Origin of the sequence: Sediminibacterium sp. KACHI17 (genome assembly GCF_040362915.1) — a bacterium.
In the GTDB taxonomy this organism is placed as follows: domain Bacteria; phylum Bacteroidota; class Bacteroidia; order Chitinophagales; family Chitinophagaceae; genus Sediminibacterium.
In genome coordinates this window covers 619,135-645,331 of record NZ_AP029612.1, presented here as the reverse complement: position 1 = coordinate 645,331, position 26,197 = coordinate 619,135, and the positions used below count along the sequence as shown (strand labels likewise).

The window sequence follows — 26,197 nt, the reverse complement described above, 5'->3', positions numbered from 1 at the left end:
CATTCATCAGTTTGCTTCTTTCCTCCAATCCCATACTACTACATTCCATTCATCCATATGATCATGATAGGTGTGGATGGTTTTAAATCCAACTCGCTCGTGTGCTCTCAAAGAGCGGTGGTTGGAAGTTGATACTTCTGTGAGTAGGATATCATACTGATCACTATTGACCTTTCGATGATATTCATACAACTGATCGAACAAGCCTTGTCCACGATGCTCTTTTGCTATACATATTTGTCCCATCATGTAGTACTTATAGTCGTTCATCGGCTTGCCTTGATAGGTTAAAGTGGCAAGATTGTTCAGCATCACGTTCATTTCTGCATGCACTCCTGACATTGCATGTGTAGCTACTAGTGCATAGCCTACTACTTGGTCATTCCACTTTGCGATGACACTGGGCGCAATTTCATGCATATCCTGCAACAATTTTTCAGTGTATTCCCAAGTGAGGAAACCTTGTGCTGCCTTTTCGGTTTCACTGACAATGGTACGCAGATTGACTGAAGAGAGTGCTGCTATTTCCTGTAAATCTTTATGTGTGTTGGCTAACTGTATCGTATACATACATCTGAACTATTGATATTCTCCAAAGACTTTTCTTAAAGTATCCGATATCTCACCCAATGTTGCATAGTTTTCAACTGCTTCTATCACCAGTGGCATGAGGTTTTCATTTGTTTGTGCGGCCTGAGATATTGCCTGTAAACAAGCATCTACTTTAACCTGATCTCTTCTTGATCTGAGTGATTTGAGTTTATCACTTTGAACCTGACGAATACTATCATCAATCTTAAATACAGGGGTATTGTTTGTCTCTTGCACCTGAAATTTATTCACCCCAACAATGATCTTTTCACCACTCTCAATATTACGTTGGTATTCATAGGCACTACGTGCGATCTCATCCTGCATAAATCCTTCTTCGATTGCAGCCACACTTCCGCCCATAGCGTCAATTTTTTCGACTAGCTGCCAGGCTTTGTCTTCTACTTCTTTGGTCAATGACTCAATGAAATAACTTCCTGCCAAAGGATCAACTGTGTCAGGTGCTCCGCTCTCAAAAGCCACAATTTGCTGTGTACGCAAGGCAATACGTGCCGCTTCTTCAGTTGGTAAACTGAGGGCTTCATCATAACCATTGGTATGTAAACTTTGCGTTCCGCCTAATACAGCAGCAAGTGTTTGAATGGTGACACGACAAATATTATTCAAAGGTTGTTGTGCTGTGAGTGTGGCGCCACCTGTTTGGGTATGAAAGCGAAGCATCATTGCTTTTTCGTCTGTAGCACCCAATTCTTTCATCATGGTTGCCCACATTTTTCTGGCCGCTCTGAATTTTGCAATTTCTTCAAAGAGATTATTGTGTGCATTGAAGAAAAAGGAGAGACGTTTACCAAAAACATTGATATCAAGTCCTTTGTCGATAGCAGCTTTTACATAGGCTTTACCATTACTCAATGTAAAGGCGATTTCCTGCACAGCAGTGCTTCCTGCTTCACGAATATGATATCCTGATATGGAGATGGTATTCCACTTAGGCAATTCTTTACTACACCATTCAAAGATGTCAGTGATGATACGCATAGAAGGTTTGGGAGGATAGATATAAGTTCCTCTCGCAGCATATTCTTTCAGGATATCATTCTGAATCGTACCACTGATCTTCTTCAGATCTGCGCCCTGCTTTTTGGCAAGTGCCACATAAAAAGCCAGTAAGATAAATCCGGTAGCATTGATGGTCATGGAAGTGCTGACCTGCTCCAATTGTATCCCCTTGAAAAGGGTTTCCATATCTTCCAAGCTATCGATTGCTACACCCACTTTACCCACTTCACCTTCTGCTAATGCATGATCACTGTCATATCCTATTTGTGTGGGTAGATCAAATGCCACACTCAATCCCATTACACCTTGTGATAACAAATAATGATAGCGCTTATTACTTTCTTCTGCAGTTGAAAATCCGGCATACTGACGCATCGTCCATAATTTACCACGATACATATCCGGTTGCACACCTCTGGTATAAGGAAAACTTCCCGGCTTTTCCTGCTCAGTATTGGGGAGATCAGCAGGATAATACACTTCTTTGATATCAATGCCGCTGTCGGTAGTTATCTTTTTCATATTTATAGACCTAGAGTTTTGTGAATAGTGAGTAGTGAGTAAGTTTTTTATTGACTACTAACTACTCACTTGTTAAAACAGTTTCTTGGCTTCATAACTCAGCGCTTCGCTGACTACTTCATGCAAATTTGCTTTTGGATCCTGCATCAGGTATTCAAGAATGGCACGGTTAAGGGTAGCAGCAGAAGCCATGCTGGGTACAGATGTGCCGACCCGATGGATAATCAATAAATTATTCTCTTTCAGATTTCTGATCGCATTCCATATTTCAGGAGAAACATAGATCTGTTGTGAAATGTTATAGTCAAATTCATCTTTGATATTTTTCGTCAGTAAAAACTGCATTTCACTGGCATTCACATCAGGGTTACCCAAGCGACTGATCAGATTGGGCAAGGCGATGCGATCTGTTAGCAATGCCAATCGTTCATATGCTTGTAACTGAAGAGCAACCGAAGTCTTCTTTGAATGCTGCTCTTCACGTTGATTTTTTCTTTGTAGATAGAATAAGTATCCTGCGAAGCCCGCGATCATCAATCCGATCACAACCGTCAACAATGTTGTCATATCCAGCATATCCAGATTTTCGTCAAAAATAGCACAGAAAAGCCGAGAGTGAGCAGGGAGAAGAGTTGACAGTTGTTAGATGACAGTTGATAGGAAAATTAAGGGATAAGACAAATTAAACAAGGTTTTACTCACTGTCAACTGTCATCTAACAACTGTCAACTAATAAAAACTAATTTCCATTCTCGAAAAAGTCCTTACGGTCCCATTTTGGCGAAACCTTGTAAATTTGTATCTAAATGGATTTTTTATGAGTACGATCACAGGAACACCGGTGAGTTTAACGGAAGGCGCGATCAATGAATTACGTCGCTTGATGAATGAAGAGGGTTTTGATCAAAGTCAATTCCTGCGTGTAGGCGTTAAGGGTGGGGGTTGCAGCGGTATGACCTATGTATTGGGATTTGATCAGCCTACTGATGAAGACGAACATTTCGAAATTGAAGGCATTCGTTGCGTCATGAATAAAAGTCATCAGTTATACCTCTATGGGATGGAAATTGATTGGCAGGGTGGATTGAACAGTCGTGGGTTCACTTTTACGAACCCCAATGCCAGTAAGACCTGCGGATGTGGCACCTCTTTTGCAGTTTAATTTTTTTCTTTTTAAATAAAAATCCCCTTGTCAATGACAAGGGGATTTTTTTATGTGATGAGCTACGGATTATTTCTTTTCAGTAGCCTTACCTAATGGTTTGTTTTTAGCAAAGTCTACCAAGATCGGAGCTGCTACGAAGATAGAAGAGTAAGTACCAGTGAATACCCCGATCATCATGGCGAATGCAAAACCTCTGGTCACTTCACCACCAAAGATGAAGAGGATCAACAGGGTTAAGAATACGGTGAGAGAGGTCATAATGGTACGGCTCAATGTTTCATTGATCGCTTTATTGATAATCGTTGCATTGTTAACACCTTTCATCATACCGCTGTCTTCACGGATACGGTCATACACGATCACTGTATCATTCATTGAGAAACCGATCACCGTCAAGATCGCAGCAATAAAATGCTGGTCGATTTCTAATGGGAATGGTACAATAGTACGCGCGTAACTGAAAACGATCAACGTAACAAATACGTCGTGCATCAAAGAGAAGATCGTACCCAATGAGTATCTCCAATCACGGAAACGGATGAAGATATACAAACAGATCACGATGAGTGCGAAGATGGTAGCTTGTGTAGCACCGGCTTTCAAGTCATCAGAGATCGTAGGTAATACGGTCTGAGAGCTTTGCTTATACTTTGTTTCAAATTCATTGAAACTTAAGCCTTGTGGCAACTGCTTCTGTAAGCCGGTATACAACATGCGTTCAACCAAAGAATCTACATTGTTGCCGGTTTCTTCAATTTTATAAGAAGTAGTGATGTTAAGCTGGTTATTACTGTTTACTGTTTTGATGATGGGTGATTCGCCGAAAGTAACTTTCAACTGATCACGCACTTCTTCAACATTCACAGGCTTATCAAACTTAATGGTATAGCTACGTCCACCTGCGAATTCCACACCTTGATCAAAGCCATTGAAGAAGGTAGATACACCCAGTAAGAAGATCACGATAGAAATTGCATAAGCAACTTTTCTGTATTCAATGAATTTGAAAGCGGCTTTTTGGAAGATCTTTCTAGATAATCCTGTGAAATATTCAAAGTGACGATTCTTATTCGTATACCAGTCAGTGATCAGACGAGATACCAGGATACCGCAGAATAATGACAACAGAATACCAATGATCTGTGTGGTAGCGAAACCTAATACCGGACCTAATCCAAAATAGGCAAGGATAATAGCGGTTAATAAAGTAGTGATATGTCCATCGAGTACAGGAGCCAATGAACGTTTGTAACCATCATTCACAGCAGCTTGATAACCTTTTCCTTTGGTTATTTCCTCTTTGATACGCTCAAAGATGATTACGTTGGTATCCACTGCCATACCGATGGTCAGTACCAGACCTGCAATACCAGGAGCGGTTAAGGTAAATCCAAGTGCACTGAGGATACCCACAGTGAACAGTAGGTTAAGGATCAGGGCGATGTTAGCCACCCATCCGCCGGTATTAAAGTAAACCAGCATCAATACGAAGATCACCAAGAATGAGATACCGAAAGAAAGAGCACCGCCTTTTACAGATTCGCTACCCAAGGTAGGACCTACTTGTTGTTCCTGAACGATTTTAGCAGGAGCAGGCAGTTTACCGCTTTCAAGGATCTCAGATAGATCTTGTGCTTCTTTTAAAGTATAGTTACCACTGATCTGTGAGTTACCGGTAGTGATTGGATCATTCACATTCGGTGCAGAATAAACAAAATTATCCAATACGATAGCGATCGGCTTGCCCACATTACGTGTGGTCATTTTAGCCCAGATATTGCTACCCACTTTATCCATGTTCATTTTGATAGCGATACGTCCACGCTCATCAAAATCCTGAGCAGCGCTAGAGATATGATCGCCTTCCAATTCAGCCTGGCCATTATCTAATGTTTTGATCGCATAGAAAGCCAGAATATCTTTCATATTGGCATCAGAAGATTCTGTTTTGCCATACATGAATACCAGGTTAGAAGGGAATTTCGCTTTCACGAAATCAAGTTTCAAATAATCATTCAGTGTACCGGTATCTTTCGCTTGGATATAACCCAAAGCAGCCGGATAGATCACTTTACCACCCTGATCTTGATAAGGCTGAGAGAATTGGATCAATCTGGCGATCGGATTTTGGTTCAGACTATCTTTTGGTGTAGTAGTTGCAGCGGTTGTCTTTGCATCTTTTTTAATACCAGAGATGGTCGCAGTTTTAGTAGTATCAGCAGTGGTGGTTGCTGTAGTGGCTGCTTTTGTGGTATCAGCCGGTGTAGTTTGTGCTGAACCATTCAGGTAATCCTGAACTGCTTTATCAGCAGCTACTAAACCTTCTTGCAGATCGCGGCTCTCAAAAGTATATACTTCGAAGAACTGAAGATTGGCAGTAGATTGTAAATAAGATCTTACACGCTCTTTATCATTGACACCTGCCAGTTCAATATTGATGATACCTTTTGCGGGATCAGGATTGATGGTAGGAGATGCCACACCAAAACGGTCGATACGTGTACGCAAGATTCGGAATGTATTGTTGAAAGCAGCGGTAGCCTGATCATTCAGGTAGTTCGCTACTGCATCATCAGAAGCATCAAACTTCACTTTTCCATTGCTACGTGTAGCAAAAAAAGGAGCGAGGTTACCGGAAGGATTCTGTTTCTTGTATTCTTCACGGAATAAAGTGATCAAGTTCGCACCACTATTAGCTTTACGCGCAACTGCAGCATCCAATGCTTTATTGAAGACAGGGTCTTTGGTAAAGTTGGCCAGTGATTTGATCAAGCCATCCAATCCTACTTCCATAGTCACGCTCATACCACCTTGCAGATCCAGACCCAACATGAGTTCTTTTTCTTTCGCACTGCGGTACGTCGTTAAACCAAAAGCCAGCTTGGTGTCTTTGGTACTGTCGAGTAGACGCTGCAATCTTTCCTTTTTTACTTCAGAAAGGCTGTCGGCGTAGATCGCCTGTAGTTCTTTGTTCCCGGGGTATTTTTGTTCCGGAGTAGGGAAGCGGGAGATCCAGGCTTGCGCCTTTTCATCCATGGCTTTTTCGTGGCTGCGTACAAACCAGGTAAAAGATAACTGGTAGAGGCAGATTAAAATCAGGGCAATCGCAAAAAATCGCACTAAACCTTTCAGTTGCATATCGGTAAGGGTTTTCAAAAAATTTTAGAGCGGCAAAGATAGGGGAATGGTAATGAAATTTACCAGTTCCGCCAAGTTTGAAGCTTTGGGGGTATAAAATAGATAGAAAGTCTTGTTGGATAGGGGTTTCATCGAATATGAAGGCGCTCAATAAACGGGTTTATACACAGTTGTGAACATAAGTTTGGCGGGATATGATCCCGCCAAACCCGTTATTTATTTTACGTCTGTTAACGTTACATCAAAGAAAAGCGGACTATTCGGTGGAATCGAGTTTGATCCGGTACAGCTATATGCCAAAGCCGATGGTATCACCATTTTGATCCTGCCGCTCTTCTGGATAAGCGGAATACCGATCTTCCAGCCCTCAATCACACCACTCAAAGGAAAGCTGATCGGGTTTGCAGTAGCATCAAATTGAGTTCCGTTCAAAAGTTTTCCAGTATATACAGCAAAAACCAGGTTATTAATGGTAGGTGTGATGCCTGAACCAGTTGATACAATTTCATAAAGTATTCCACTCGAGTGCTCCGTAAAGTTGATCCCATTTGCCTGACAATAGGCCACCATTTCCGCTCTCTCCGATGCAGGTGTTTTGGGTTCACATCCTTTATCCTGCTTTCCACAAGAAACAAAGAGGGTTACAATTCCTAAACTCAATAACAATAAAGCTCTTTTCATGTATAAATTCGTCTGTTTTACGGTTAAGACCATTTTTTAGCCCGTGGGGCTGCTTATACTTCTTTTTTTTCAAGTGTTTTTTTTCTGGCCAACAACTCCCTATAGCGTTGTTCATTGGTTTCCCAACGAAACTTTCGGTACATAAATGCCATGAAAAAGGAGATACCCAATATCGCCAAAAGAAACACAAAGGAACTCAATCTCGAATTGGCCACCATATTGGCTCTTTCATACCAACCCGAAAAAACCACAGCGATCAAACTAATACCCAGAACAAATCCGGCTGAGAGTCCGATCATGAATGGACGTGTACTGTGTTTCTGTTGTAGGCTGTTTTTCTCCCAATAATCCAAAAAATCAAGTTCCTCTTTAGTCAACATGCCACAAAAATAAAGAATGATCGTATTGCCATCGGGATAATCTCTCGCCCCGTTTGTAACAATTGAGTGATTACCAGTGTTTCTGTTTGTAGTTTTGTCCTAAAGTCAATCATTCGTGAAGCACCTCTCGGCACTCAATAAATATTTCTGGAAATATCGCTTCCGATTCTTTCTCGGAATACTCTTTGTTGTTTTATCCAACTACTTTGCCGTATTGGCCCCCCAGATCACCGGTTTTGTGGTAAATCAGGTACAGCAGCAATTGCCCGGTGCGAAACCTTCCTCCCTTAAGAACACCGATGATGGACTGGTAACTGCCTTTATTCAATGGGTCAGTTCATCGGAATTCACTTTTGCATGGCTGGTGGCTATTTGCAGTATGACGATTTTATTATTGGCCATTTTGAGGGGTGTACTTATGTTCTTTATGCGTCAAACCATCATTGTGATGAGTCGCCACATTGAATATGATCAGAAAAATGAAATATTCAATCACTATCAACTATTAGATACTTCGTTTTATAAGACCCATAGTACGGGGGATCTGATGAGCAGAATGACAGAAGATGTCAGCAGGGTGAGAATGTATACGGGTCCGGCCATCATGTACCTTATTAATTTGGTGACACTGATCAGTTTTTGCGTTGTGAACATGTTACGAAAAGATGTAACGCTGACTTTATACGTTCTGGCTCCTTTACCAATTCTGGCCATTACTATTTATATTGTCAATAGTATCATCAACAAGAAAAGTGAACGCATCCAGGCTTTATTATCTGACCTTACCACCAATGCACAAGAATCCTATTCAGGCATACGTGTGATCAAGTCTTTTGTGCAAGAGAAGGCCATGATGGGCTTTTTTGAGAAAAATAGTGAATCTTATAAGAAAAACGCTATTGGATTGGCGAAAGTAGAAGCCATTTACTTCCCAAGCATGGCTTTAATGATCGGCATCAGTACACTTGTGACCATCTTTATTGGAGGCATTCAAGCTTTGCAGGATCCGAGTAAAGTAGGGCTGGTGGTCGAGTTTGTGATCTATATTAACATGCTGACCTTTCCTGTAAGTGCTATTGGCTGGACAGCCAGTATGATCCAGCGAGCGGCAGCTTCTCAAAAACGTTTGAATGAATTCCTGTTGACAGCGCCAGTGATCAAAGACAATGCGACAGAAAAAAGTACGGAAAAGGTAGGGGGTGATATTGTCATTCAGGATTTATCTTTCACATATCCGCATACAGGTATACGTGCAATACAGGATTTTAATTTATCGATTCGTCGCGGAGAAAAAATATTGATCCTTGGAAAAACAGGCAGTGGTAAGTCCACCTTGGCTCAATTATTATTACGATTTTATGATCCGACGAATGGTCGTATTCAAATTGGTAATCGTGATATCAGGAATATCCCTTTACATGAACTACGTTCTCAGATCAGTTATGTACAACAGGATGTATTTCTATTCAGTGACACGGTGCATGATAATATCAGTTTTGGTTTGAAAGAACCAGCAGAGAGAACTGTGGTTGAACGAGCTGCTTCATTTTCTAGTGTTCATAAAGAGATTCAGGGATTTAGTAATGGATATGAAACGATGATCGGGGAGCGTGGGGTGACTTTGAGTGGTGGACAAAAACAAAGGATATCGATCGCCCGTGCACTGATAAAAGAACCCGAGATCATCATTTTTGATGATTGTTTGAGTGCAGTGGATGCGAAGACAGAATATGAGATCATTAGTAATCTCTACCAATATTTACATGATAAAACGGCGATCATTATAACCCACCGAATTTTCACCAGCTTTAAATTTGATAAGATCATTGTACTCGACAATGGCTCACTTAGCGAATCCGGCACACATGAGGAATTGCTCAAGCGAAATGGATACTATGCCGAATTGTACCGTTTACAGTTAACGGATAACAGTTAAAGTTGACCGTTAATAGTTGACAGATGACAGAAAAACAAATAATTTCTTGCTGTCAACTGTCTACTATCAACTTGCTTCTAAACCCCAGTCCCAATAAGTTTTTCGAAAATTTTGGTAATTCCGAAACATCCCTATATTTGTCAGGCATAAAAAATCAGAAAACCAAAAAACAACAACTGTGGCGTACGAGAACAACGACAAAAAAATGGAAAGTGTTTACAGCAAACGAATCAGAGCTGGTAAAAGAAGAACCTATTTTTTTGATGTAAGGGCTACTCGCGGAAATGATTATTATTTAACGATCACCGAGAGCCGTAAGCGTTTTGATAACAATGGTTATGACAGACACAAGATCTTCCTCTACAAAGAAGATTTCAACAAGTTCATCAAAGCATTGGGAGAGGCTGTTGACTATGTGAAGACCGACCTGATGCCAGATTTCGATTTCGACGCATTCAACCATGAATATGATGATGCAGAAGGTGCTGAAGGGCAGCAAGACGGCTACACTGCCGATGCTGAAGTAGAAGAAGTAGCTGCTCCCGCTCCGGTAGCTGTTGCTGCGACACCTATCACTGACGCTGCTGCTGCATCAACCACTGCTTCTGAAGAAGTAGACAAATGGTAAAACAACCAAAACCAACTGCAAAAAAGCCGATCAATGATCGGCTTTTTTAATATGAAATAAGGAATAAGAAACATGAAATAAGAAAGTAAGGACTATAAATTGACTTTCTTATTTCATGTTTCTCATTCCTTATTTACAGTTTTCTAATCATCCAAATATCACATCCATTATGCCCGCTGTTTCCCATGGGACCATCAAGGTAGGTAAAGCCGAATTTTTCATAGACACTTACGGCTTTCTTTAATTCGGGCATTGTCTCAAGATAAACAGAAGTAAACCCTTTATTTTTTGCTGCTTCTAAACACTTCGCGATCATTGTTCTGCCTAAACCCAGTCCACGTGCGGAAGGAGTGAGATACATTTTTACCAATTCACAAGTTCCTTCAGGTAATGCATCGGTGGGATAAATACCGGCACCACCTAATAAAACACCCTCTTTTTCTGCAATGAAATACTCACTCAATGGTTCAGATTGAAACAATTCATAGAGATGATCAGTGCTATCATCAAAATAAACTGTACCTGGTCTGTTCGCACCAAACTCTTCCAATGATCTTCTGATCACATTTGCCATGGCGGCATTATCGGCTGGATGTATATGACGTATGGTAACTCCTTCCATGACTATGCTTTTCTAAACGCTTTATACGCATTGATTAGTCCATTGGTTGAACTATCATGAGAATGTATTTCAGAGTCATCTGCCAATTCAGGTAATACTTTATTGGCCAACTGTTTTCCCAATTCAACACCCCACTGATCAAAGCTATAGATGTTCCAGATCACACCTTGTACAAATATTTTGTGTTCATACAATGCAATGAGCTGACCCAAATTGAAGGGGTTGATCTCTTTGATTAAAATAGAGTTGGTTGGTTTATTACCATCGAATATTTTGAATGGAGCGATCTTTTTGATCTCTTCCTGTGATTTATGATCCTTCATCAATTCCACTTTCACTTCATTCTCTGATTTTCCATTCATCAACGCTTCTGTTTGCGCGAAGAAATTGGATAATAATTTTTGATGATGATCTCCAACCGGATTATGGCTGATAGCAGGTGCTATAAAATCGCAAGGCACCAATGGTGTACCCTGATGTAACAACTGATAGAAAGCATGTTGTCCATTGGTACCCGGCTCACCCCAGATAACAGGGCCTGTTGCATAGTTAACCGGGTTGCCGCTTCTATCAATGCTCTTTCCGTTACTTTCCATATTCCCTTGTTGGAAATAGGCGGCAAATCTGTGCAGGTATTGGTCGTATGGTAATATCGCTTCGCTTTGTGCACCAAAGAAATTGGTATACCAAATACCCAATAGAGCCATCAGTACAGGAATATTTTTCTCAAATTTTTCTTTTCTGAAATGTTCATCTGCAGCTGCAGCTCCTTTGAGCAATTCTTCAAAATGATCATAACCGATGGTCAATGCGATCGATAATCCGATAGCACTCCACAAAGAATATCTCCCACCAACCCAATCCCAGAATTCGAACATATTGTTCTTATCAATACCAAAAGCGGTCACTTCTTTTTCATTGGTACTGAGCGCTACGAAATGTTTGGCGATGTGTTTTTCGTCTTCGGCAGTTTCCAAAAACCATTGCCTAGCAGTATGCGCATTGGTCATGGTTTCTTGCGTAGTAAATGTTTTGGATGCGATCAGAAATAAGGTTTCTTCCGGTCTTACTTTTTTTAATACTTCACTGATATGTGTGCCATCAATATTGCTTACAAAAAAAGTTTCGATCCCTTTTTTCCAAAATGGCTTGAGGGCCTCAGTAACCATTACCGGTCCGAGATCACTTCCTCCGATACCGATGTTTACTATGAATCGGATTTTTTTTCCTGTGTACCCTTTATGTTTTCCGCTATGCACCTCTTCGGTAAACGATTTCATATGCGCCTGTACTCTTTGTACATGAGGCATGATATCTTTTCCATCTACTAGGATAGGGGTGTCAGAAAAATTACGCAGGGCTGTATGAAGCACAGAACGTTGTTCCGTTTCATTGATCTTGATGCCTGCAAACATCTCATGTATTGCATCTTTTAGTTTGCAGTCTTCAGCCAGTTGCAGGAGTAATTGTAATGTCTTCTGATTGATGATATTTTTAGAATAATCAAAAAGAAGATCATTCAATCTGATAGAAAATTTATTAAACCTTTCTGCATCAGCAGCAAAGAGATCGCGCATATGACGGCGATTCATTTCTTCCTCATAGTGCTTCTGCAATAAAAACCATGCTTGTGTATTGGTCGGATTGATTTTAGGTAACATCTCTTTTTTTGTCTTTAATTCTTCTGGCTAGCAATAATAATCGTCTATAACGCTTTGATCGTCTGAATAGTTGTTTCGATCATCGCAGGGGTAATATCCAAATGCACCACCAATCGTATTTGTGTTGGTGATATGGCTAAGGCTAGAATATTGGATCGTTTGAGTATCGTCACCAGATCTGGTGCAGTGAATCTACCTTTCACCTCAAAAATAACGATATTGGTTTCAACAGGCAGAATTTCTCCAACGAAATCTTTTTGTCGCAAAGTATCTGCCAGTAATTGCGTATGATGATGATCTTCCTGTAAACGTTGTACATGATGCTCCAGTGCATACAAACCAGCAGCAGCTAACATACCTGCTTGTCGCATTCCTCCACCAAATACTTTTCTAAAACGACGCGCTTTTTTGATGAATGATGCGGGCCCAAGTAACAAACTTCCTACCGGTGCACCCAATCCTTTGCTCAAACAAATAGAAATGGTATCAAAGACCTCACCGTATTGTTTACAAGTTTCATTCTTGGCGACAAGCGCATTAAAAAGTCTGGCACCATCCAGATGCAGTTTCAATTGATGCTGATCGCAGACCTTACGGATAGATCTTATCTCATCAAAATCATAACAACTTCCACCGGCTCTGTTGGCGGTATTTTCTAAGGATACCAATGTGGTCACCGGCTTATGAATATCATCCGGATTGATCGCTCCCAACACCTGCGTTGCTGTGATGCGTCCACGATCACCTTGCAATAAACGTACGGAAGCACCTGAATTGAAAGCGATACCACCTCCTTCATATTGGTAAATATGTGATAAATGATCACAGATCACTTCATCACCGGGCTGGGTATGACATTTAATGGCAATTTGGTTGGTCATGGTGCCGCTGGGACAAAATATTCCGGCTTCCATACCAAAAAGACCGGCAGCGAATTGTTCCAAATGGTTAATGGTGGGGTCTTCTCCGAAAACATCATCCCCAAGAGGGGCTTCGTGCATAGCTTTGAGCATACCAGGGGTAGGTCTGGTGACGGTGTCGCTCCTAAAATCGATCATGTGCCAAAGATAATGTGTGATGGCAAACATATCCTCCGGGATTATTGAGAAGAGTGATTGAAATAGGAGGAGGGATGGATACCTGCGCAAAAGTGCCAGCGGTAATGTGAATAAATATTTACAAGTATTTGTTAATCAGTATTTTAAAATATTTATTTTGCTTTGAAAGTGCGCAAATTTTGCCCATTTATGCAAGTTTTTCCACAAAAGCTGGCATATTCGAAGGCTGTTTCGTACTTTTGCACGCTTCTGAAAGAGCCATTGCTGCCAATTTTAACGAATCCAGCAACAGCTTTTATACAACATTCAGGGTCTAATAGTCGTTTATAATAATACAGTTAATAGCACATCATGAGGCAGCTCAAAATTGCAACACAGATTACCAACAGAGATTCGCAGGCGGTTGAAAAGTACTTACAGGAGATCTCGAAAATTCCGATGATCACACCTGAAGAGGAAACCACACTGGCTCAGCGTATCAAAATGGGTGATCAGCGAGCACTCGACAAACTGGTGCAGGCCAACTTACGTTTCGTGGTATCTGTTGCTAAGCAGTACCAGCACCAAGGTCTTTCTCTTAGCGATCTGATCAACGAGGGTAACCTCGGTTTGATAAAAGCAGCCCAGCGTTTCGATGAAACCAAGGGTTTTAAATTCATCTCATACGCCGTATGGTGGATTCGCCAGTCCATTTTACAAGCGTTGGCAGAGCAGGGTAGATTAGTCCGCCTGCCTCAAAACAAAATTGGCACTTACAACAAAGCTAACAAAGCCTATATGGCTTTTGAACAGGAACATGAGCGTGAACCTTCAACAGAAGAACTAGCTGAGATCCTGGAAATGAGCGAAACGGAGATCAACAACATCTTCCAAAGCAACACCCGTCACACATCCCTCGACGCTCCGGTTCACGAAGCTGAAGATGTGGCCATGGGAGATCTATTGGAAGGTAGCGATGACACTGATGATGATGTGATGAAAGACTCATTACGCGAAGAAATTCGCCGAGTATTGAAATCACTGAGTCCGAGAGAAGCTGAGATCGTGAATGCTTATTTCGGTCTGGATGGAGAAAATGGTGTTACCATTGAACAAATTGGTATGAAATATGACCTTACCAAAGAGCGTATCCGTCAGATCAAAGAAAGAGCGATCAAACGTCTACAGAAAGCGCGTTATAGCAATGCGTTGAAAGCTTATCTGGGATAAGGTTTTAAAAGAAAATGACCAGCCCTTTCCAACCCGGAAAGGGCTTTTTTGTTTTATATAGTATTAACATAAACTGAAATACCTTTGCAGCATGTTTCGGAAACTGATTTTTCTATTGTTAAGCATCACCCTGATCTCTTGTGAACGAGAAATCAATATTGTACCTACCGTTAGAGACAGTCGTTTAGTGGTAGATGCTGAAATCGAGAACGGTCGACCTCCGATCGTTGTGCTGAGCAGGTCACTGAATTTCTTTACTACAATTGATTCAGCAGAATTGGCCGCATCATATGTTCGAAATGCCAGTGTAACGATTCAAGAGGGTAATACCATTTATCCGCTCAAAGAATTTGAATTACGAGATTCCAGTGGTAATCGCTTTTATTATTATAGCACAGACCCTCAAGGTGCTTCTCCGTTGACCGGACAATTCGGTAAAACTTATAAACTGTCCATCACTGTTGATGGAAATTCTTATAATAGTGAAACCTCCATTCCTTTGTTGACAAAAACAATGGACTCTATCTGGTGGAAACCGGCACCCAATAATGATGATCCTAAGAAAGTTGTATTGATGGCTAGGGTACAGGACCCACCGGGATTGGGTAATTATATCCGTTATTTTACCCGTCAGAATAGACAACCATTCTTACCCGGACTCAACAGTGTTTTCGATGATAATATTATTGATGGAAAGACTTATGAAATTCAGGTAGACAGAGGCGTCAATAGAAATGAAGAGATCGATTTTGAGACTTATGGTTTCTTCCAGAAAGGGGATACGGTATCGGTAAAACTGTGCAATATCAATAAATCAACCTTTGATTTTTGGAGAACCTGGGAATTCAACCTGCAATCCGTAGGTAATCCATTTTCATCGCCGGGAAAAGTGATCGGCAATATCAGCAATAATGCCTTGGGTGCTTTTTGTGGTTATGCCGCACAATATCGGAGCCTGATTATCCCCAAATAAATACGGATTGTGTAAAAACGAAAACCGGAAACTGCAAGGGTTCAATAAATTTGTTCGTCTAATATAAAAAAACAAGTATGGCAAGTGAAGCAACAGAAAGAGTACATGTATTGATCATCGGTTCTGGTCCGGCAGGATATACCGCAGCTATATATGCAGCCCGTGCAAATATGAAACCGGTTTTATACCAGGGCATACAACCCGGTGGACAATTGACCATTACAACAGAAGTAGAAAATTATCCGGGTTATCCTGAAGGAATTCAGGGGCCGGAAATGATGGTTCATTTTGAAAAGCAGGCAGCAAGAATGGGTGCAGATATACGATATGGCATGGCCACTAAAGTAGATTTTAGTCAACAACCTTATCGGGTAGAGATCGATGAAGAAAAATGGATCGAAGCAGATGCTGTGATCATCAGCACCGGAGCATCCGCCAAATGGTTAGGACTTGAGAGTGAGCAAAGGCTCAATGGTTTTGGTGTGAGTGCCTGTGCGGTTTGTGATGGCTTTTTCTTCAAAGGAAAGGATGTAGCGATCGTAGGCGCAGGAGATACTGCTGCTGAAGAAGCTTTATACTTATCGAAGCTGTGTACTACTGTTCATATGTTCGTACGAAGAGATCAAATGCGTGCAAGTAAAGTGATGCAGGATCGCGTATTGAATGCGCCTAATATCAAAGTGTATTGGAATACTGATACCGATGAGATCTTAGGCGAAAAAAAAGTAGAAGGTGTACGCATCAAAAACAATCAAACACAAGAAACCCAAGAAATACCTATCAGCGGCTTCTTTGTTGCAATCGGTCATCAGCCCAATAGCGATATCTTCAAAGGATGGATCGATATGGATGAAACAGGTTACATTAAAACGATACCTGGTACCACCAAGACGAATCTGGAAGGTGTTTTTGCGGCAGGTGATGTACAAGATAAAAATTATCGTCAGGCTGTAACCGCAGCCGGCAGTGGTTGTATGGCGGCATTAGATGCTGAAAGATACCTTACTGCTAAAGGACTGGCATAGTAGTAAACAAAGAAATACGAATCAGGAAATAGGAAATAAGGAACTAAAAATCCATTCACCTATTTCCTGATTCTTGTTTCTTATTTTTTGTTTCTTATTTCTATTTTTCTCATGCTTTCAATTCATCTTCATAAAGTCATAATACATGCATACCATGGGGTATATGCGGAAGAGAAGGTTTTGGGAAATGACTTTCTTGTAGATGTATCCGTTAACTATCATCCTTCAAAATATCCTGTCACAACGATTGAGAATACTATCGACTATGTGGCATTGTATGATTTGGTCAAAAAAAGAATGTCGATCGCCACTCCTTTACTGGAAACGGTAGCATCTGACATCGCATTGGAAATCTTGGCACAATTTTCTCTGTCAGTAACAGTGAACATTGCGATCAAAAAACTACATCCACCGATCCCCGCTTTTCAAGGATCAACGGGTGTATCTCTCATCATTCATAGAAAAGATATTCAATGAAAAAAGTGCTTAATATAATATTGGCAACTTGTTGCTCACTGATGTTTCAGCCTTTATCGATATGGTCACAGGATATCAATGTTTTATTCAAAGAGGCATCCAATTTTGAGCGTGTACAAAAGGAGAATGAGGCCCTGGAGAAATATAAATTGATCCTCACACAAGACCCTGCGAATGTAAAAGCATTGGTAAAAGCAACTGAGCTGAGTGCCGCTATCGGGGGTAGGCAAGGAGATAAGAACAACAAGCGTCTGTTTTATGAAACAGCATTGTCCTATGCGAAACGCGCTTGGCAGTCAGACAGTAATCATGCAGATGCCGCTTATGCGATGGCCATGATCGCGGGTAGAATGACGGATATCGAAACGGAGAATAAGCAGATCGTAGCGTATGTGAAAGATATCAAACAATATGCGGATAAAGCATTAAGCATAAATGCCGATCATGCTAAAGCCAATTATACATTGGGTAAATGGCATTATGAAATGGTCACACTATCCGGATTGAAAAAAGCTGCGGTGAAATTATTTTATGGTGGCTTACCGTCTGGAGATCTGGATAAAGCGATCGCTTATATGGAGAAATGTAAAACTTTGGAGCCTTATTTCGCTTTGAATTATCTGGATCTGGCAAAAGCATACAAAGAAGCAAGACAACCGGCCAAAGCGATCGAAGTGCTCAATAAATTGGTTAAATTACCTACCAGAACCGGTGATGATCCTGCTATCAAAGCAGAAGGAGCCAAAATGTTAGAAGCTATTCAATAAAATACTGAATCAACACCTATGTCATTAACAGAACGTTTTACAGCTGCTGTAGCAAACAGCAAAACATTGTCTGAGAAACCCGATAATGAAACTTTATTACAACTGTACTCCTTATACAAACAAGCTACAGAGGGAGATAATACAGATGCCGGTCCTTCGAATCCATTTGATTTTGTTGCGAAATTCAAGCATGAGGCTTGGGAGAAATTAAAAGGAATGACCAAAGAAACAGCCATGGAGCAATATGCTGACCTGGTTGAAAAACTGAAAGGCTAAAAATAAAATAAGAGACGTACCAACCATACATCTCTTATTTTTTTATTCACGACTTCTTATTCGCTATTTAATCAGGTATCCAATACCGATACTCATATTATTGAAGGCTGTTCCAAGTGCACCCCCATAAATATTAAATGAGTTTGATCTGGTTTCATTGATCGTGCCGGAATATGTTTTACCATGATCAAAACGAATACCTGCCAATGACCCCATATTCGCAGAGAAGACCCACTTCTTTTTAGTCAAATAAACAATACCGATCGTTGCTGAAACACCTGCGGTGAAATTATTGGCCTTATTCACCAGTTGATTGTTACTCTTCAACTCAAAACGAGAAAAACTGGTACCAAAAGAAAAAGGGAAACTGAGGTACACCCTTTGTGCCAGCGGTGTTAAAATGGTATGTCCGAAAGCAATACCAATTCCATTTCTGATCTGTTTATTTTCAACAGTACTAGTTGGATTTTGCTTGGAAACATTGTGATTAAAAGACAAGGTCAGACTGTTCAACTTTCTGTCAGATATAAATTTGGATGCTGATATACTCAACCCTGTTCCAAAAGCAGAATTGCTGGAAGCGGGAGATAAGTTATTCGTTTTATTGGTTGACATATCCACAAATCCTGTCAACAAAACATTGTTCCGCTGGAATTGTGCATATCCGATAAAAGAAATCAACAACAACGGGAAGATGATTAATTTTCTCATTTTTCTTTTTTTCAAAGAAAAGAAAATAATCTCCAATGCTGCATGAATCGATCACTTTAACAAGAGATTATGTAGGGATTATAATTTTTGCTTCTTCCATCTTCCACTGGTCATATACCAGAAAGACGGGATGAATAGGGTGGTCCAATAAAGCATTTCACTTGCCCATCCCCATTCAATTGATAAGTGAAGTTTCTCTAGTACGGTATAAACGTATAAACAATATAAAATGATCGCAGCGATCTCACTATACAGGTTCACTTTGGTATTACCGGTACCCGTTACAGCATTCAGCCAAATCACTGATACCGACATGAATACAAGCGCTACAGATACTATGCGCATCACAGGGATAGCGGCTGTTATAAAATCTTCTCCCTGTCCATAAACAGACAAGAAACTATGTGGAAACAGATTCAAAACGGTGCAGACAAAAACAGCAAAACCCACACTCCACAACATGATCTTTTTCACCAGTTCGGTCACGCGTTCCTGTTTCCCTTGCCCGATAACATTGCTTACCATACTATTGGCTGTAGCACCAAAGGCCCAGGTAAAACAGCCAAAGAATCCAAAAATATTGCGCATTGTATTCGAGATGGCCAGATCTCTCGCACCATGATGTTCGATCAGAATGTAAAAGAACTCCCAGCTTATGATACTAATAGCAAACTGCAGGATCACCGGAAAAGAAATACGCAAGATCAATTTGATATTGTTCCAATCATATTTCGTGTTTTGAAACAAATTCAGGTTCTTACTGATGCCTTTGGCTTGAATCACAAAAAATATTACAAATAAACCGGCGACTTCTGAGATAATAGAGGCATAAGCAGCTCCATTGAACCCAAGTTCAGGTAATCCCAATTTGCCATAAATAAATCCGTAATCAAAATAAACATTGGTGACAGCTTCTGTTGCGGTGCCAATGATCAGATATCTACTTTGATTGGTACCTACCAACAATGCATTTCGCATTTGATACACGTACAAAAAGGGAAGACCTAAAATCCGGATATTCAAAAAAGATACGGCCATGTCTACACGTTCCGGATCCTGAAGTGCATATTTGAATAATATTGGAGCGAAAAACCAGGTGATCAATATTCCCATCAAAGCCAATACCAATGAAATGCGTATCCCCTGAAAAAATAAACTACCGATTTGATCGACCCTGTTTTCACCGGCTCTGCGAGAGATCAGAGCTTGTAAACCATTGTTAAGCCCTTGTCCGATGACCGCAAAGATCAAATAGTATACACCGGTAATTCCGGCGACACCTAATTCCTGCTGTCCCAAGCCACTCAGGAAAATATTATTGGTGATGAAATTGATCTGAGGAACAATAATGGAAGCGGTGATGGGTAGCGCAATGCTTAATATCTGCCGATGACTGATCGACACCTGTAAATTCATATTGCCTTTTCCGATTTCCATAAACGCGGGCAAAGCTACAATATTAACCTGTGCACAAATCAGTGGCTTTTTTTATATCATTGCAATCAATATCGATTGTATGGCAAGAAAAACAATGGCATTCTATCCACCCACACCGGTGGTCATCGCTCCTGAACATCAACTTCGGGTGGAAATAGGTCCTTTGTATGTTGCTTGCTCTATCGCCGATCAGGCATCGATCTATGCTTTTGAATTCTTTGAGCTGGATAATGATATCAATGAATGGAGTGATGTATTCTTCGAAATCAAAAACAATTCCGTTTTACTTGATAAATATTCCGGCAATATAGATCTCTGTTACAATTTTCGTGAAGCATTGATCATTCCGGGTGAGAAAATGAATAGTGCAGCCTCCGCAGACTTTTTATCCCTGATATACGGGGAGTCTAACAGACATGAACAGAAACATGATAAGTTAGCAGACCCAAAAAATATGGTGAACTGTTATCGCATCAGAAAAACCATATTAGACCAGGCCGTTAGACATTTCCACCTGTTCCAGGGGCATCATGTATACACAGGAATGCTTGATCAGCTTTTTGCCAGACAGGATCTTCCGGATCAATTATTGCAGCTACGCGTGTACCCACAATGTTTCATTGTGGTATTGATGATAAAAGGACAACTTCAGTTGATTCAATCATATACATTTGAAACAGCTGCAGATCTTTGCTTTTATCTGCTATCAATACTCAAGGAGCATACGCTAAGACCTGAAGATACCCATATTGAGATGAGTGGCTTTATCGAACCGCATGGTGAATTACATCAGCAGTTGCAACAATTATTCCCCAAACGATCTTTTAGTACGCTTGCGGAATCAGCGTTGATCCCTGAGATGCTTGAATCTTATCATTCACATTATTTTACCCCGTTCTTTAATCCGTCACTATGAGAATCATTTCCGGAAAATGGGGAGGCAGGAGGATCAGTCCACCCGCCCAGATGCCACATACCAGACCCACTACTGATATTGCGAAAGAAGGCTTGTTCAATATCCTTCAGAACAGAATGGATTTTGAAGGCATTGAATCATTGGATCTTTTTGGTGGTACCGGGTGCATCAGTTATGAGTTGGCTTCACGTGGCGCTGCACAATTGACCATTATTGAAAAAGACCCCATCATGCATGCTTTTATTAAAAAGAATGCAGACATGTTGGGTATGGAAAATTTTAAGGTCTTGAAGATGGATGTATTTGCTTATCTGCAATCCTGCGAAGAAGATTTCGATTTTATTTTTGCAGGTCCGCCCTATGCATTAGGCACCATTGATGAACTACCCAAGATCATCGTTGCAAAAAAAATGATCCGTAAGGGAGGTTTTTTTGTACTTGAACATACACCCAGAAATAATTATGAAAAATTTGAAGGCTTTAGCTTTCAAAGAAATTACGGAACAACTTTGTTTTCGTTTTTTGTGGACAATAGCTTATAGCTTATTGTTCATTGCGGATTGTCCATTATATATGAACGAATCATTGTACTGTAAGAAAATGTTCTGATAAATTTCTTTTGCAAAATATCATAAAATAAAACATCATGGTCTATTTACTATTTGCCATGAACGATAAGCTATCAACTAAATGAACCGCCCCATATTTATAACAGGTATTGGAACTGAGATCGGTAAGACCGTAGTATCTGCGATTGTAACTGAAGCGCTGGAAGCTGATTATTGGAAACCGGTACAAGCAGGTTTTGAAACCGGTACAGATTCGCAAAGGGTGCAACAATTGGTAACGAATACAAAGACCATCATTCATCCGGAGATCTATTGTTTACAGATGCCTGCATCACCGCATATTGCTGCACAAGCAGAGCAGAAAACGATTGACATCGATGTCATCACCAAAAAAGCAGTCGAACTGGAACATAAAACAGCTGATCGTCCACTGATCATCGAAGGGGCTGGAGGCTTATTGGTTCCTTTGAATGATCAGCAATCAATTGCAGACCTGATTCTTTCATTGAAGGCCAGGGTGATCCTTGTCAGCCGGAATTATTTGGGAAGCATTAACCATTCGCGTTTAACAGCAGCATACTGCAAACAGATGGGTATTGATGTGATGGGGTGGATCTTCAATGATCAATACCTGAACTATGAAGATGAAATTGTTACATGGAGTGGTTATCCTTCTTTGGGATCGATCCCTTATCTTTCTGAGATCAATCCTACCTTTATTCATCAGCAGGCAGAGAATATCCGTAGTACATTGTATCGTTATCTATAAGAGATCAACATGACCAAAGAAGCACTCAGAAAGATCTATAAAGCCAAACGAAAAGAATTGGATGGACATGATCGTTTGCGAATGGATGATCTGATGTTGATACAATTTCAGCAATTTGATTTTAGCAGTATTCATACATTACTAACGTACTGGCCGATGCATGCGCAAGCCGAGCCGAATACACACTTATTTTCCGGCTATTTAAGACATATGGTACCCGGTCTCAGGATCGCATATCCTGTAGCAGATCAAGAAGCATGCACTATGACCGCTCATTTGATCCATGAAGAAACGGTTTATAAGGTCAATCAATGGGGTATTACAGAACCGTCGGATACATCACCACTTCCGCCTAGTGATATCGATCTGATTTTTGTACCCATGCTGGTCTGTGATGTAAATGGATATCGGGTAGGTTATGGGAAAGGATTTTATGACCGATACCTGCAACAATGCCGTACTGATGTAGTTGCAATAGGATTCAGTTATTTTGACCCGATCCCATTGATCTCAGACACCCACGAATTTGATGTACCTTTGAACTACTGTATCACGCCGAACGAGGTCTATGAATTTTAATACAATATTTCTTACTTCTTTTAGGGTACTGTTGTTGCCGGTTGCACTATTATATGGACTCGTTATTCGGATCCGCAACTGGATGTTCGATAAGCAATACCTCAAGTCTGCATCTTTCAATTTCCCATTGATCTGTGTAGGCAACTTAGCAGTAGGCGGAACAGGAAAATCACCGATGGTAGAATATTTACTGTATCTACTATCACCGCAGTTCAAAGTGGGTACTTTAAGCAGAGGATATAAAAGAAAAACAAAGGGATATGCATTGGCCAATCCGAATACAACCGCTCTGGAAATAGGAGATGAGCCGATGTTGTTTCACATGAAGTTTCCGCAAATACCCGTTGCAGTGGGCGAAGAAAGACTGGTTGCCATCCCACAATTATTACAGGATGTACCGGATCTGCAAGCGATCATTTTGGATGATGCTTTTCAACATCGCTCTGTCAATGCGGGTTTTAATATTTTATTGACTGAATACAGCAATATTTACGTCAACGATTTCTTTTTACCAACCGGAGACCTGCGGGATGAAAGAAGATCAGCTAAAAGAGCCAATATCATTGTGGTCACCAAATGCCCTGCTGATCTTTCTTTTGAAAGAAAACAACAGATCATTCGCAACCTCAAACCACGTGCAGATCAAAAAGTATTCTTTACTAGGATCGCTTATGGTGTGCCTTATCATATTTTCAATTATGAAGATGAATGGCTGTTAACACCCAGAGTGGAAGTATTGCTGGTATGTGGTATTGCAAACCCCAAACCATTGAAAGAATACCTGCATGAATGCACGCACACTTATTATCAGCAAGACTATTCAGACCACCATATTTTTACGATCGATGACCTGAATGAAATAAAGGAAAAATTCGATGGTATTCATGCCAAAGACAAGATCATTCTAACCACAGAAAAAGATGCGGTAAGACTAATAAAATTCAGTAATGAATTAAAGTCATTACCGATGTATGTACTCCCCATACGACACGACTTTTTGTTTGGAGAAGGTGAACAATTTAATCGTATGGTTACTGATTTTATCAGGAACTTTAGGTACAAGCCTATATCATGAGTAAGAAAACATCCAAGCAAAAGAAACAAAAGCAAAAGCAAAAATCTGTAACGGCGCAACTACTTAAAGGTAAGCTGGAAGTAACCCGTTCAGGCATGGGATATGTAGTGATCGATAATGGCAGTGGCGACGTACTGGTTCGTCCGGGTGATTTCATGAATGCACTGAATGGAGATATCGTTCGTGTGAAAGTAGTGCGTGAAAACGGAAGAACAGGAAAGAAAGAAGGTAAGATCACTGAAGTGATCAGCAGAAGACAAACAGAATTCATTGGCTATATACAGCTCTCTACCAATTTTGCTTTTTTCGTTCCGGATACGGATAAACCCATGCCGGATCTTTTTATTCCGCTTACCTCATTGAATGGGGCAAAAAATAAAGACAGGGTAGTGGCCCGATTGGTCAAATGGGATAAAGAAGACAAAAAACCGGTAGGTGAAGTAGTGAGCGTTATGCAACCGGAAGATGAGAATGATGCGGCCATGAAGGAATTACTGGCACAGGCCGGGTTCCCGCTTTTCTTTCCGGAAGATGTATTGGAAGAAGCAGAACGATTGCCGGAAATATTGGATTCAGAAGAGATCAAAAAAAGAAAGGACTGCAGAGATATCCGCACATTTACCATTGATCCGGTGGATGCCAAGGATTTTGATGATGCCATTTCAATCAGAAAATTATCCAATGGTATTTATGAGATCGGCGTACATATCGCTGATGTGAGTTACTATGTTCATCCGGAGACAGAATTGGATGCAGAAGCGTATAAAAGAGCTACTTCCGTATATCTGCCAGACAGGGTGAATCCGATGTTACCCGAACGGATTTCAAATGAATTGTGTTCACTCAGACCACATGAAGACAAGTTCACTTTCTCAGCTATTTTTCAGATGAGTGCAAAAGGTGAGATCAAACAATACTGGTTAGGAAGAACTGTGATTCATTCGGATCATCGTTTTACTTATGAAGATGTTCAGCAGATCATAGAGACCAAAGAAGGAAAATTTGTTGAAGACATCCTACTCTTGAATGACTTCGCACAAAAAATGCGAAAGAAAAGATTCAGTAAGGGTGCCATCAACTTCTCTTCGCAAGAAGTTCGTTTTAAGTTGGATGAAAAGGGAAAGCCGGTAGGTATTGTAGTAAAAGAAAGCAAGGAAGCTCACCAACTGATCGAAGAGTTCATGTTATTGGCGAATCGTACAGTTGCAGAGAATGTTTCAAAAATTCAGATCAATAAAAAAGCTATCCCATTCCCATATCGTGTACATGACCAGCCTGATGCCGAAAGACTGGCTCCCTTTATGGAATTCGCGAAAAAGTACGGACATAAATTTGATCTCAGTACGCCTGAATCCATTGCAGCAAGTTTTAACCAGATGCTTGCAGATGCAAAAGGAAAGCCTGAACAACATGTACTGGAACAATTAGGTATCAGAACTATGGCCAAAGCAGTGTATACCACGGAGAATATTGGTCACTATGGACTGGCATTTGAATTTTATTGTCACTTCACGTCTCCCATCAGAAGATACCCCGACGTATTGGTACACCGTGTACTCGAAACTGTGTTACAGGGTAAACCGATGATCGATAAAAAGATGGAAGAAAAGTGCAAACACAGCAGCGACAGAGAACGCGCCGCGATGGAATGTGAGCGGGCAGGTAATAAATACAAACAAGTGGAGTACATGCGTGACTACCTGGGTGAAACTTTTGAAGGTGTGGTCAGCGGTGTTGCCAGTTTTGGTTTTTGGGTTGAAACGGTCGAACACAAATGTGAAGGACTGGTGAGCTTGATCGGATTGAGTGATTATGACGATTTTAGATTGGTTGAAAGTGATTATAGCCTGGTAGGCAGAAGAAGTGGCAGGACATTTCGCATGGGTGATAAAGTGACCATCAGGGTAGTGGCAGCGAATCTTGAAAAAAGACAATTGGACTATGAATGGGTGATCGAGGGAAAAAATGAAAAGTCAAAAGGAAAAAGTCAAAAAACAAAAGGGAAATAGGTA

26 protein-coding genes are annotated in these 26,197 nt (G+C 40.7%); 15 read left to right on the top strand and 11 right to left on the bottom strand.

Annotation, left to right across the window (positions count from 1 at the left end; genetic code table 11):
* Nucleotides 1–6: 6 nt before the first annotated feature.
* The 3 genes from ABXG83_RS02765 to ABXG83_RS02755 form a co-directional block, all read right to left on the bottom strand.
* Complete coding sequence (locus ABXG83_RS02765; protein WP_353549966.1) at nt 7–570, bottom strand: GNAT family N-acetyltransferase; 564 nt, start codon at nt 568–570, stop codon at nt 7–9.
* 9 nt (nt 571–579) lie between these two features.
* Entirely contained in the window at nt 580–2,133 is a 1,554-nt protein-coding gene (locus ABXG83_RS02760; RefSeq protein ID WP_353549965.1) for a methylmalonyl-CoA mutase family protein, read from the bottom strand.
* Between the two features lie 72 nt (nt 2,134–2,205).
* The gene (locus ABXG83_RS02755; RefSeq protein WP_353549964.1) at nt 2,206–2,700 is read right to left on the bottom strand and encodes a hypothetical protein; all 495 of its coding nucleotides are present in this window, start codon (nt 2,698–2,700) and stop codon (nt 2,206–2,208) included.
* A gap of 250 nt (nt 2,701–2,950) precedes the next feature.
* Between ABXG83_RS02755 and ABXG83_RS02750 the strand changes: the two genes are divergently transcribed.
* Nucleotides 2,951–3,295, top strand: a complete 345-nt coding sequence (locus ABXG83_RS02750) for an iron-sulfur cluster assembly accessory protein (protein ID WP_353549963.1) — start codon at nt 2,951–2,953, stop codon at nt 3,293–3,295.
* Nucleotides 3,296–3,364: 69 nt separating this feature from the next.
* Here the strand turns inward: ABXG83_RS02750 and secDF are convergent, their stop codons facing one another.
* The 3 genes from secDF to ABXG83_RS02735 form a co-directional block, all read right to left on the bottom strand.
* Entirely contained in the window at nt 3,365–6,436 is a 3,072-nt protein-coding gene (gene secDF / locus ABXG83_RS02745; RefSeq protein ID WP_353549962.1) for a protein translocase subunit SecDF, read from the bottom strand.
* Nucleotides 6,437–6,652: 216 nt separating this feature from the next.
* Nucleotides 6,653–7,117 carry an FKBP-type peptidyl-prolyl cis-trans isomerase gene (locus ABXG83_RS02740; protein ID WP_353549961.1) on the bottom strand — a complete coding sequence of 155 codons (465 nt, stop codon included), beginning with the start codon at nt 7,115–7,117 and terminating at the stop codon, nt 6,653–6,655.
* A gap of 53 nt (nt 7,118–7,170) precedes the next feature.
* Nucleotides 7,171–7,497 (bottom strand): hypothetical protein, encoded by a 327-nt coding sequence (locus ABXG83_RS02735; protein ID WP_353549960.1) that lies wholly within the window; start codon nt 7,495–7,497, stop codon nt 7,171–7,173.
* 115 nt (nt 7,498–7,612) lie between these two features.
* Between ABXG83_RS02735 and ABXG83_RS02730 the strand changes: the two genes are divergently transcribed.
* A complete protein-coding gene (locus ABXG83_RS02730) occupies nt 7,613–9,433 on the top strand; it encodes an ABC transporter ATP-binding protein (protein WP_353549959.1) in 1,821 nt (606 codons plus the stop codon).
* 178 nt (nt 9,434–9,611) lie between these two features.
* Nucleotides 9,612–10,061 carry a DUF3276 family protein gene (locus tag ABXG83_RS02725; RefSeq protein ID WP_353549958.1) on the top strand — a complete coding sequence of 150 codons (450 nt, stop codon included), beginning with the start codon at nt 9,612–9,614 and terminating at the stop codon, nt 10,059–10,061.
* A 133-nt stretch (nt 10,062–10,194) separates the two neighbouring features.
* On the opposite strand, the gene ABXG83_RS02720 is transcribed toward ABXG83_RS02725, so the two are convergent.
* From ABXG83_RS02720 to ABXG83_RS02710, 3 genes are read right to left on the bottom strand one after another with little or no spacing between them, the layout of a single operon-like run.
* Nucleotides 10,195–10,683 carry a GNAT family N-acetyltransferase gene (locus tag ABXG83_RS02720; RefSeq protein ID WP_353549957.1) on the bottom strand — a complete coding sequence of 163 codons (489 nt, stop codon included), beginning with the start codon at nt 10,681–10,683 and terminating at the stop codon, nt 10,195–10,197.
* 2 nt (nt 10,684–10,685) lie between these two features.
* Nucleotides 10,686–12,344, bottom strand: coding sequence for a glucose-6-phosphate isomerase (pgi, locus tag ABXG83_RS02715; protein ID WP_353549956.1), 1,659 nt, complete (start codon nt 12,342–12,344; stop codon nt 10,686–10,688).
* 44 nt (nt 12,345–12,388) lie between these two features.
* Nucleotides 12,389–13,432: a GntG family PLP-dependent aldolase gene (locus ABXG83_RS02710; protein WP_353549955.1), complete on the bottom strand. Its 1,044-nt coding sequence runs from the start codon at nt 13,430–13,432 to the stop codon at nt 12,389–12,391.
* A 321-nt stretch (nt 13,433–13,753) separates the two neighbouring features.
* On the opposite strand from ABXG83_RS02710, the gene ABXG83_RS02705 reads away from it, so the two are divergent.
* From ABXG83_RS02705 to ABXG83_RS02680, 6 genes are all read left to right on the top strand, one after another.
* A complete protein-coding gene (locus ABXG83_RS02705; RefSeq protein WP_026770093.1) occupies nt 13,754–14,611 on the top strand; it encodes an RNA polymerase sigma factor RpoD/SigA in 858 nt (285 codons plus the stop codon).
* Nucleotides 14,612–14,702: 91 nt separating this feature from the next.
* Nucleotides 14,703–15,584 (top strand): DUF4249 domain-containing protein, encoded by an 882-nt coding sequence (locus ABXG83_RS02700; protein WP_353549954.1) that lies wholly within the window; start codon nt 14,703–14,705, stop codon nt 15,582–15,584.
* A 77-nt stretch (nt 15,585–15,661) separates the two neighbouring features.
* Complete coding sequence (gene trxB / locus ABXG83_RS02695) at nt 15,662–16,609, top strand: thioredoxin-disulfide reductase (protein ID WP_353549953.1); 948 nt, start codon at nt 15,662–15,664, stop codon at nt 16,607–16,609.
* Between the two features lie 111 nt (nt 16,610–16,720).
* A complete protein-coding gene (locus tag ABXG83_RS02690) occupies nt 16,721–17,086 on the top strand; it encodes a dihydroneopterin aldolase (RefSeq protein ID WP_353549952.1) in 366 nt (121 codons plus the stop codon).
* On the top strand, nt 17,083–17,853 hold the full coding sequence (locus ABXG83_RS02685) for a tetratricopeptide repeat protein (protein ID WP_353549951.1): 771 nt from the start codon (nt 17,083–17,085) through the stop codon (nt 17,851–17,853). Before ABXG83_RS02690 ends, ABXG83_RS02685 begins: the two co-directional genes overlap by 4 nt.
* 18 nt (nt 17,854–17,871) lie before the next feature.
* Nucleotides 17,872–18,129 (top strand): acyl-CoA-binding protein, encoded by a 258-nt coding sequence (locus ABXG83_RS02680; protein ID WP_353549950.1) that lies wholly within the window; start codon nt 17,872–17,874, stop codon nt 18,127–18,129.
* 63 nt (nt 18,130–18,192) lie between these two features.
* Here ABXG83_RS02680 and ABXG83_RS02675 read toward each other — a convergent pair whose 3' ends face one another.
* Both ABXG83_RS02675 and ABXG83_RS02670 read right to left on the bottom strand, forming a co-directional pair.
* The gene (locus ABXG83_RS02675) at nt 18,193–18,840 is read right to left on the bottom strand and encodes a hypothetical protein (protein ID WP_353549949.1); all 648 of its coding nucleotides are present in this window, start codon (nt 18,838–18,840) and stop codon (nt 18,193–18,195) included.
* A gap of 78 nt (nt 18,841–18,918) precedes the next feature.
* Nucleotides 18,919–20,277, bottom strand: a complete 1,359-nt coding sequence (locus ABXG83_RS02670) for an MATE family efflux transporter (RefSeq protein ID WP_353549948.1) — start codon at nt 20,275–20,277, stop codon at nt 18,919–18,921.
* A 79-nt stretch (nt 20,278–20,356) separates the two neighbouring features.
* Between ABXG83_RS02670 and ABXG83_RS02665 the strand changes: the two genes are divergently transcribed.
* The 6 genes from ABXG83_RS02665 to rnr all read left to right on the top strand — a co-directional run bounded on the left by ABXG83_RS02665 (nt 20,357) and on the right by rnr (nt 26,194).
* Nucleotides 20,357–21,193 carry a DUF3822 family protein gene (locus ABXG83_RS02665; RefSeq protein WP_353549947.1) on the top strand — a complete coding sequence of 279 codons (837 nt, stop codon included), beginning with the start codon at nt 20,357–20,359 and terminating at the stop codon, nt 21,191–21,193.
* Complete coding sequence (locus tag ABXG83_RS02660) at nt 21,190–21,735, top strand: RsmD family RNA methyltransferase (protein ID WP_353549946.1); 546 nt, start codon at nt 21,190–21,192, stop codon at nt 21,733–21,735. Before ABXG83_RS02665 ends, ABXG83_RS02660 begins: the two co-directional genes overlap by 4 nt.
* Before the next feature lie 148 nt (nt 21,736–21,883).
* The gene (gene bioD, locus ABXG83_RS02655; RefSeq protein ID WP_353549945.1) at nt 21,884–22,531 is read left to right on the top strand and encodes a dethiobiotin synthase; all 648 of its coding nucleotides are present in this window, start codon (nt 21,884–21,886) and stop codon (nt 22,529–22,531) included.
* 9 nt (nt 22,532–22,540) lie between these two features.
* The gene (locus ABXG83_RS02650) at nt 22,541–23,110 is read left to right on the top strand and encodes a 5-formyltetrahydrofolate cyclo-ligase (RefSeq protein ID WP_353549944.1); all 570 of its coding nucleotides are present in this window, start codon (nt 22,541–22,543) and stop codon (nt 23,108–23,110) included.
* The gene (lpxK, locus tag ABXG83_RS02645) at nt 23,100–24,185 is read left to right on the top strand and encodes a tetraacyldisaccharide 4'-kinase (RefSeq protein ID WP_353549943.1); all 1,086 of its coding nucleotides are present in this window, start codon (nt 23,100–23,102) and stop codon (nt 24,183–24,185) included. The genes ABXG83_RS02650 and lpxK overlap by 11 nt, the downstream gene beginning before the upstream one ends.
* On the top strand, nt 24,182–26,194 hold the full coding sequence (gene rnr / locus ABXG83_RS02640) for a ribonuclease R (RefSeq protein ID WP_353549942.1): 2,013 nt from the start codon (nt 24,182–24,184) through the stop codon (nt 26,192–26,194). Before lpxK ends, rnr begins: the two co-directional genes overlap by 4 nt.
* Nucleotides 26,195–26,197 lie beyond the last annotated feature (3 nt).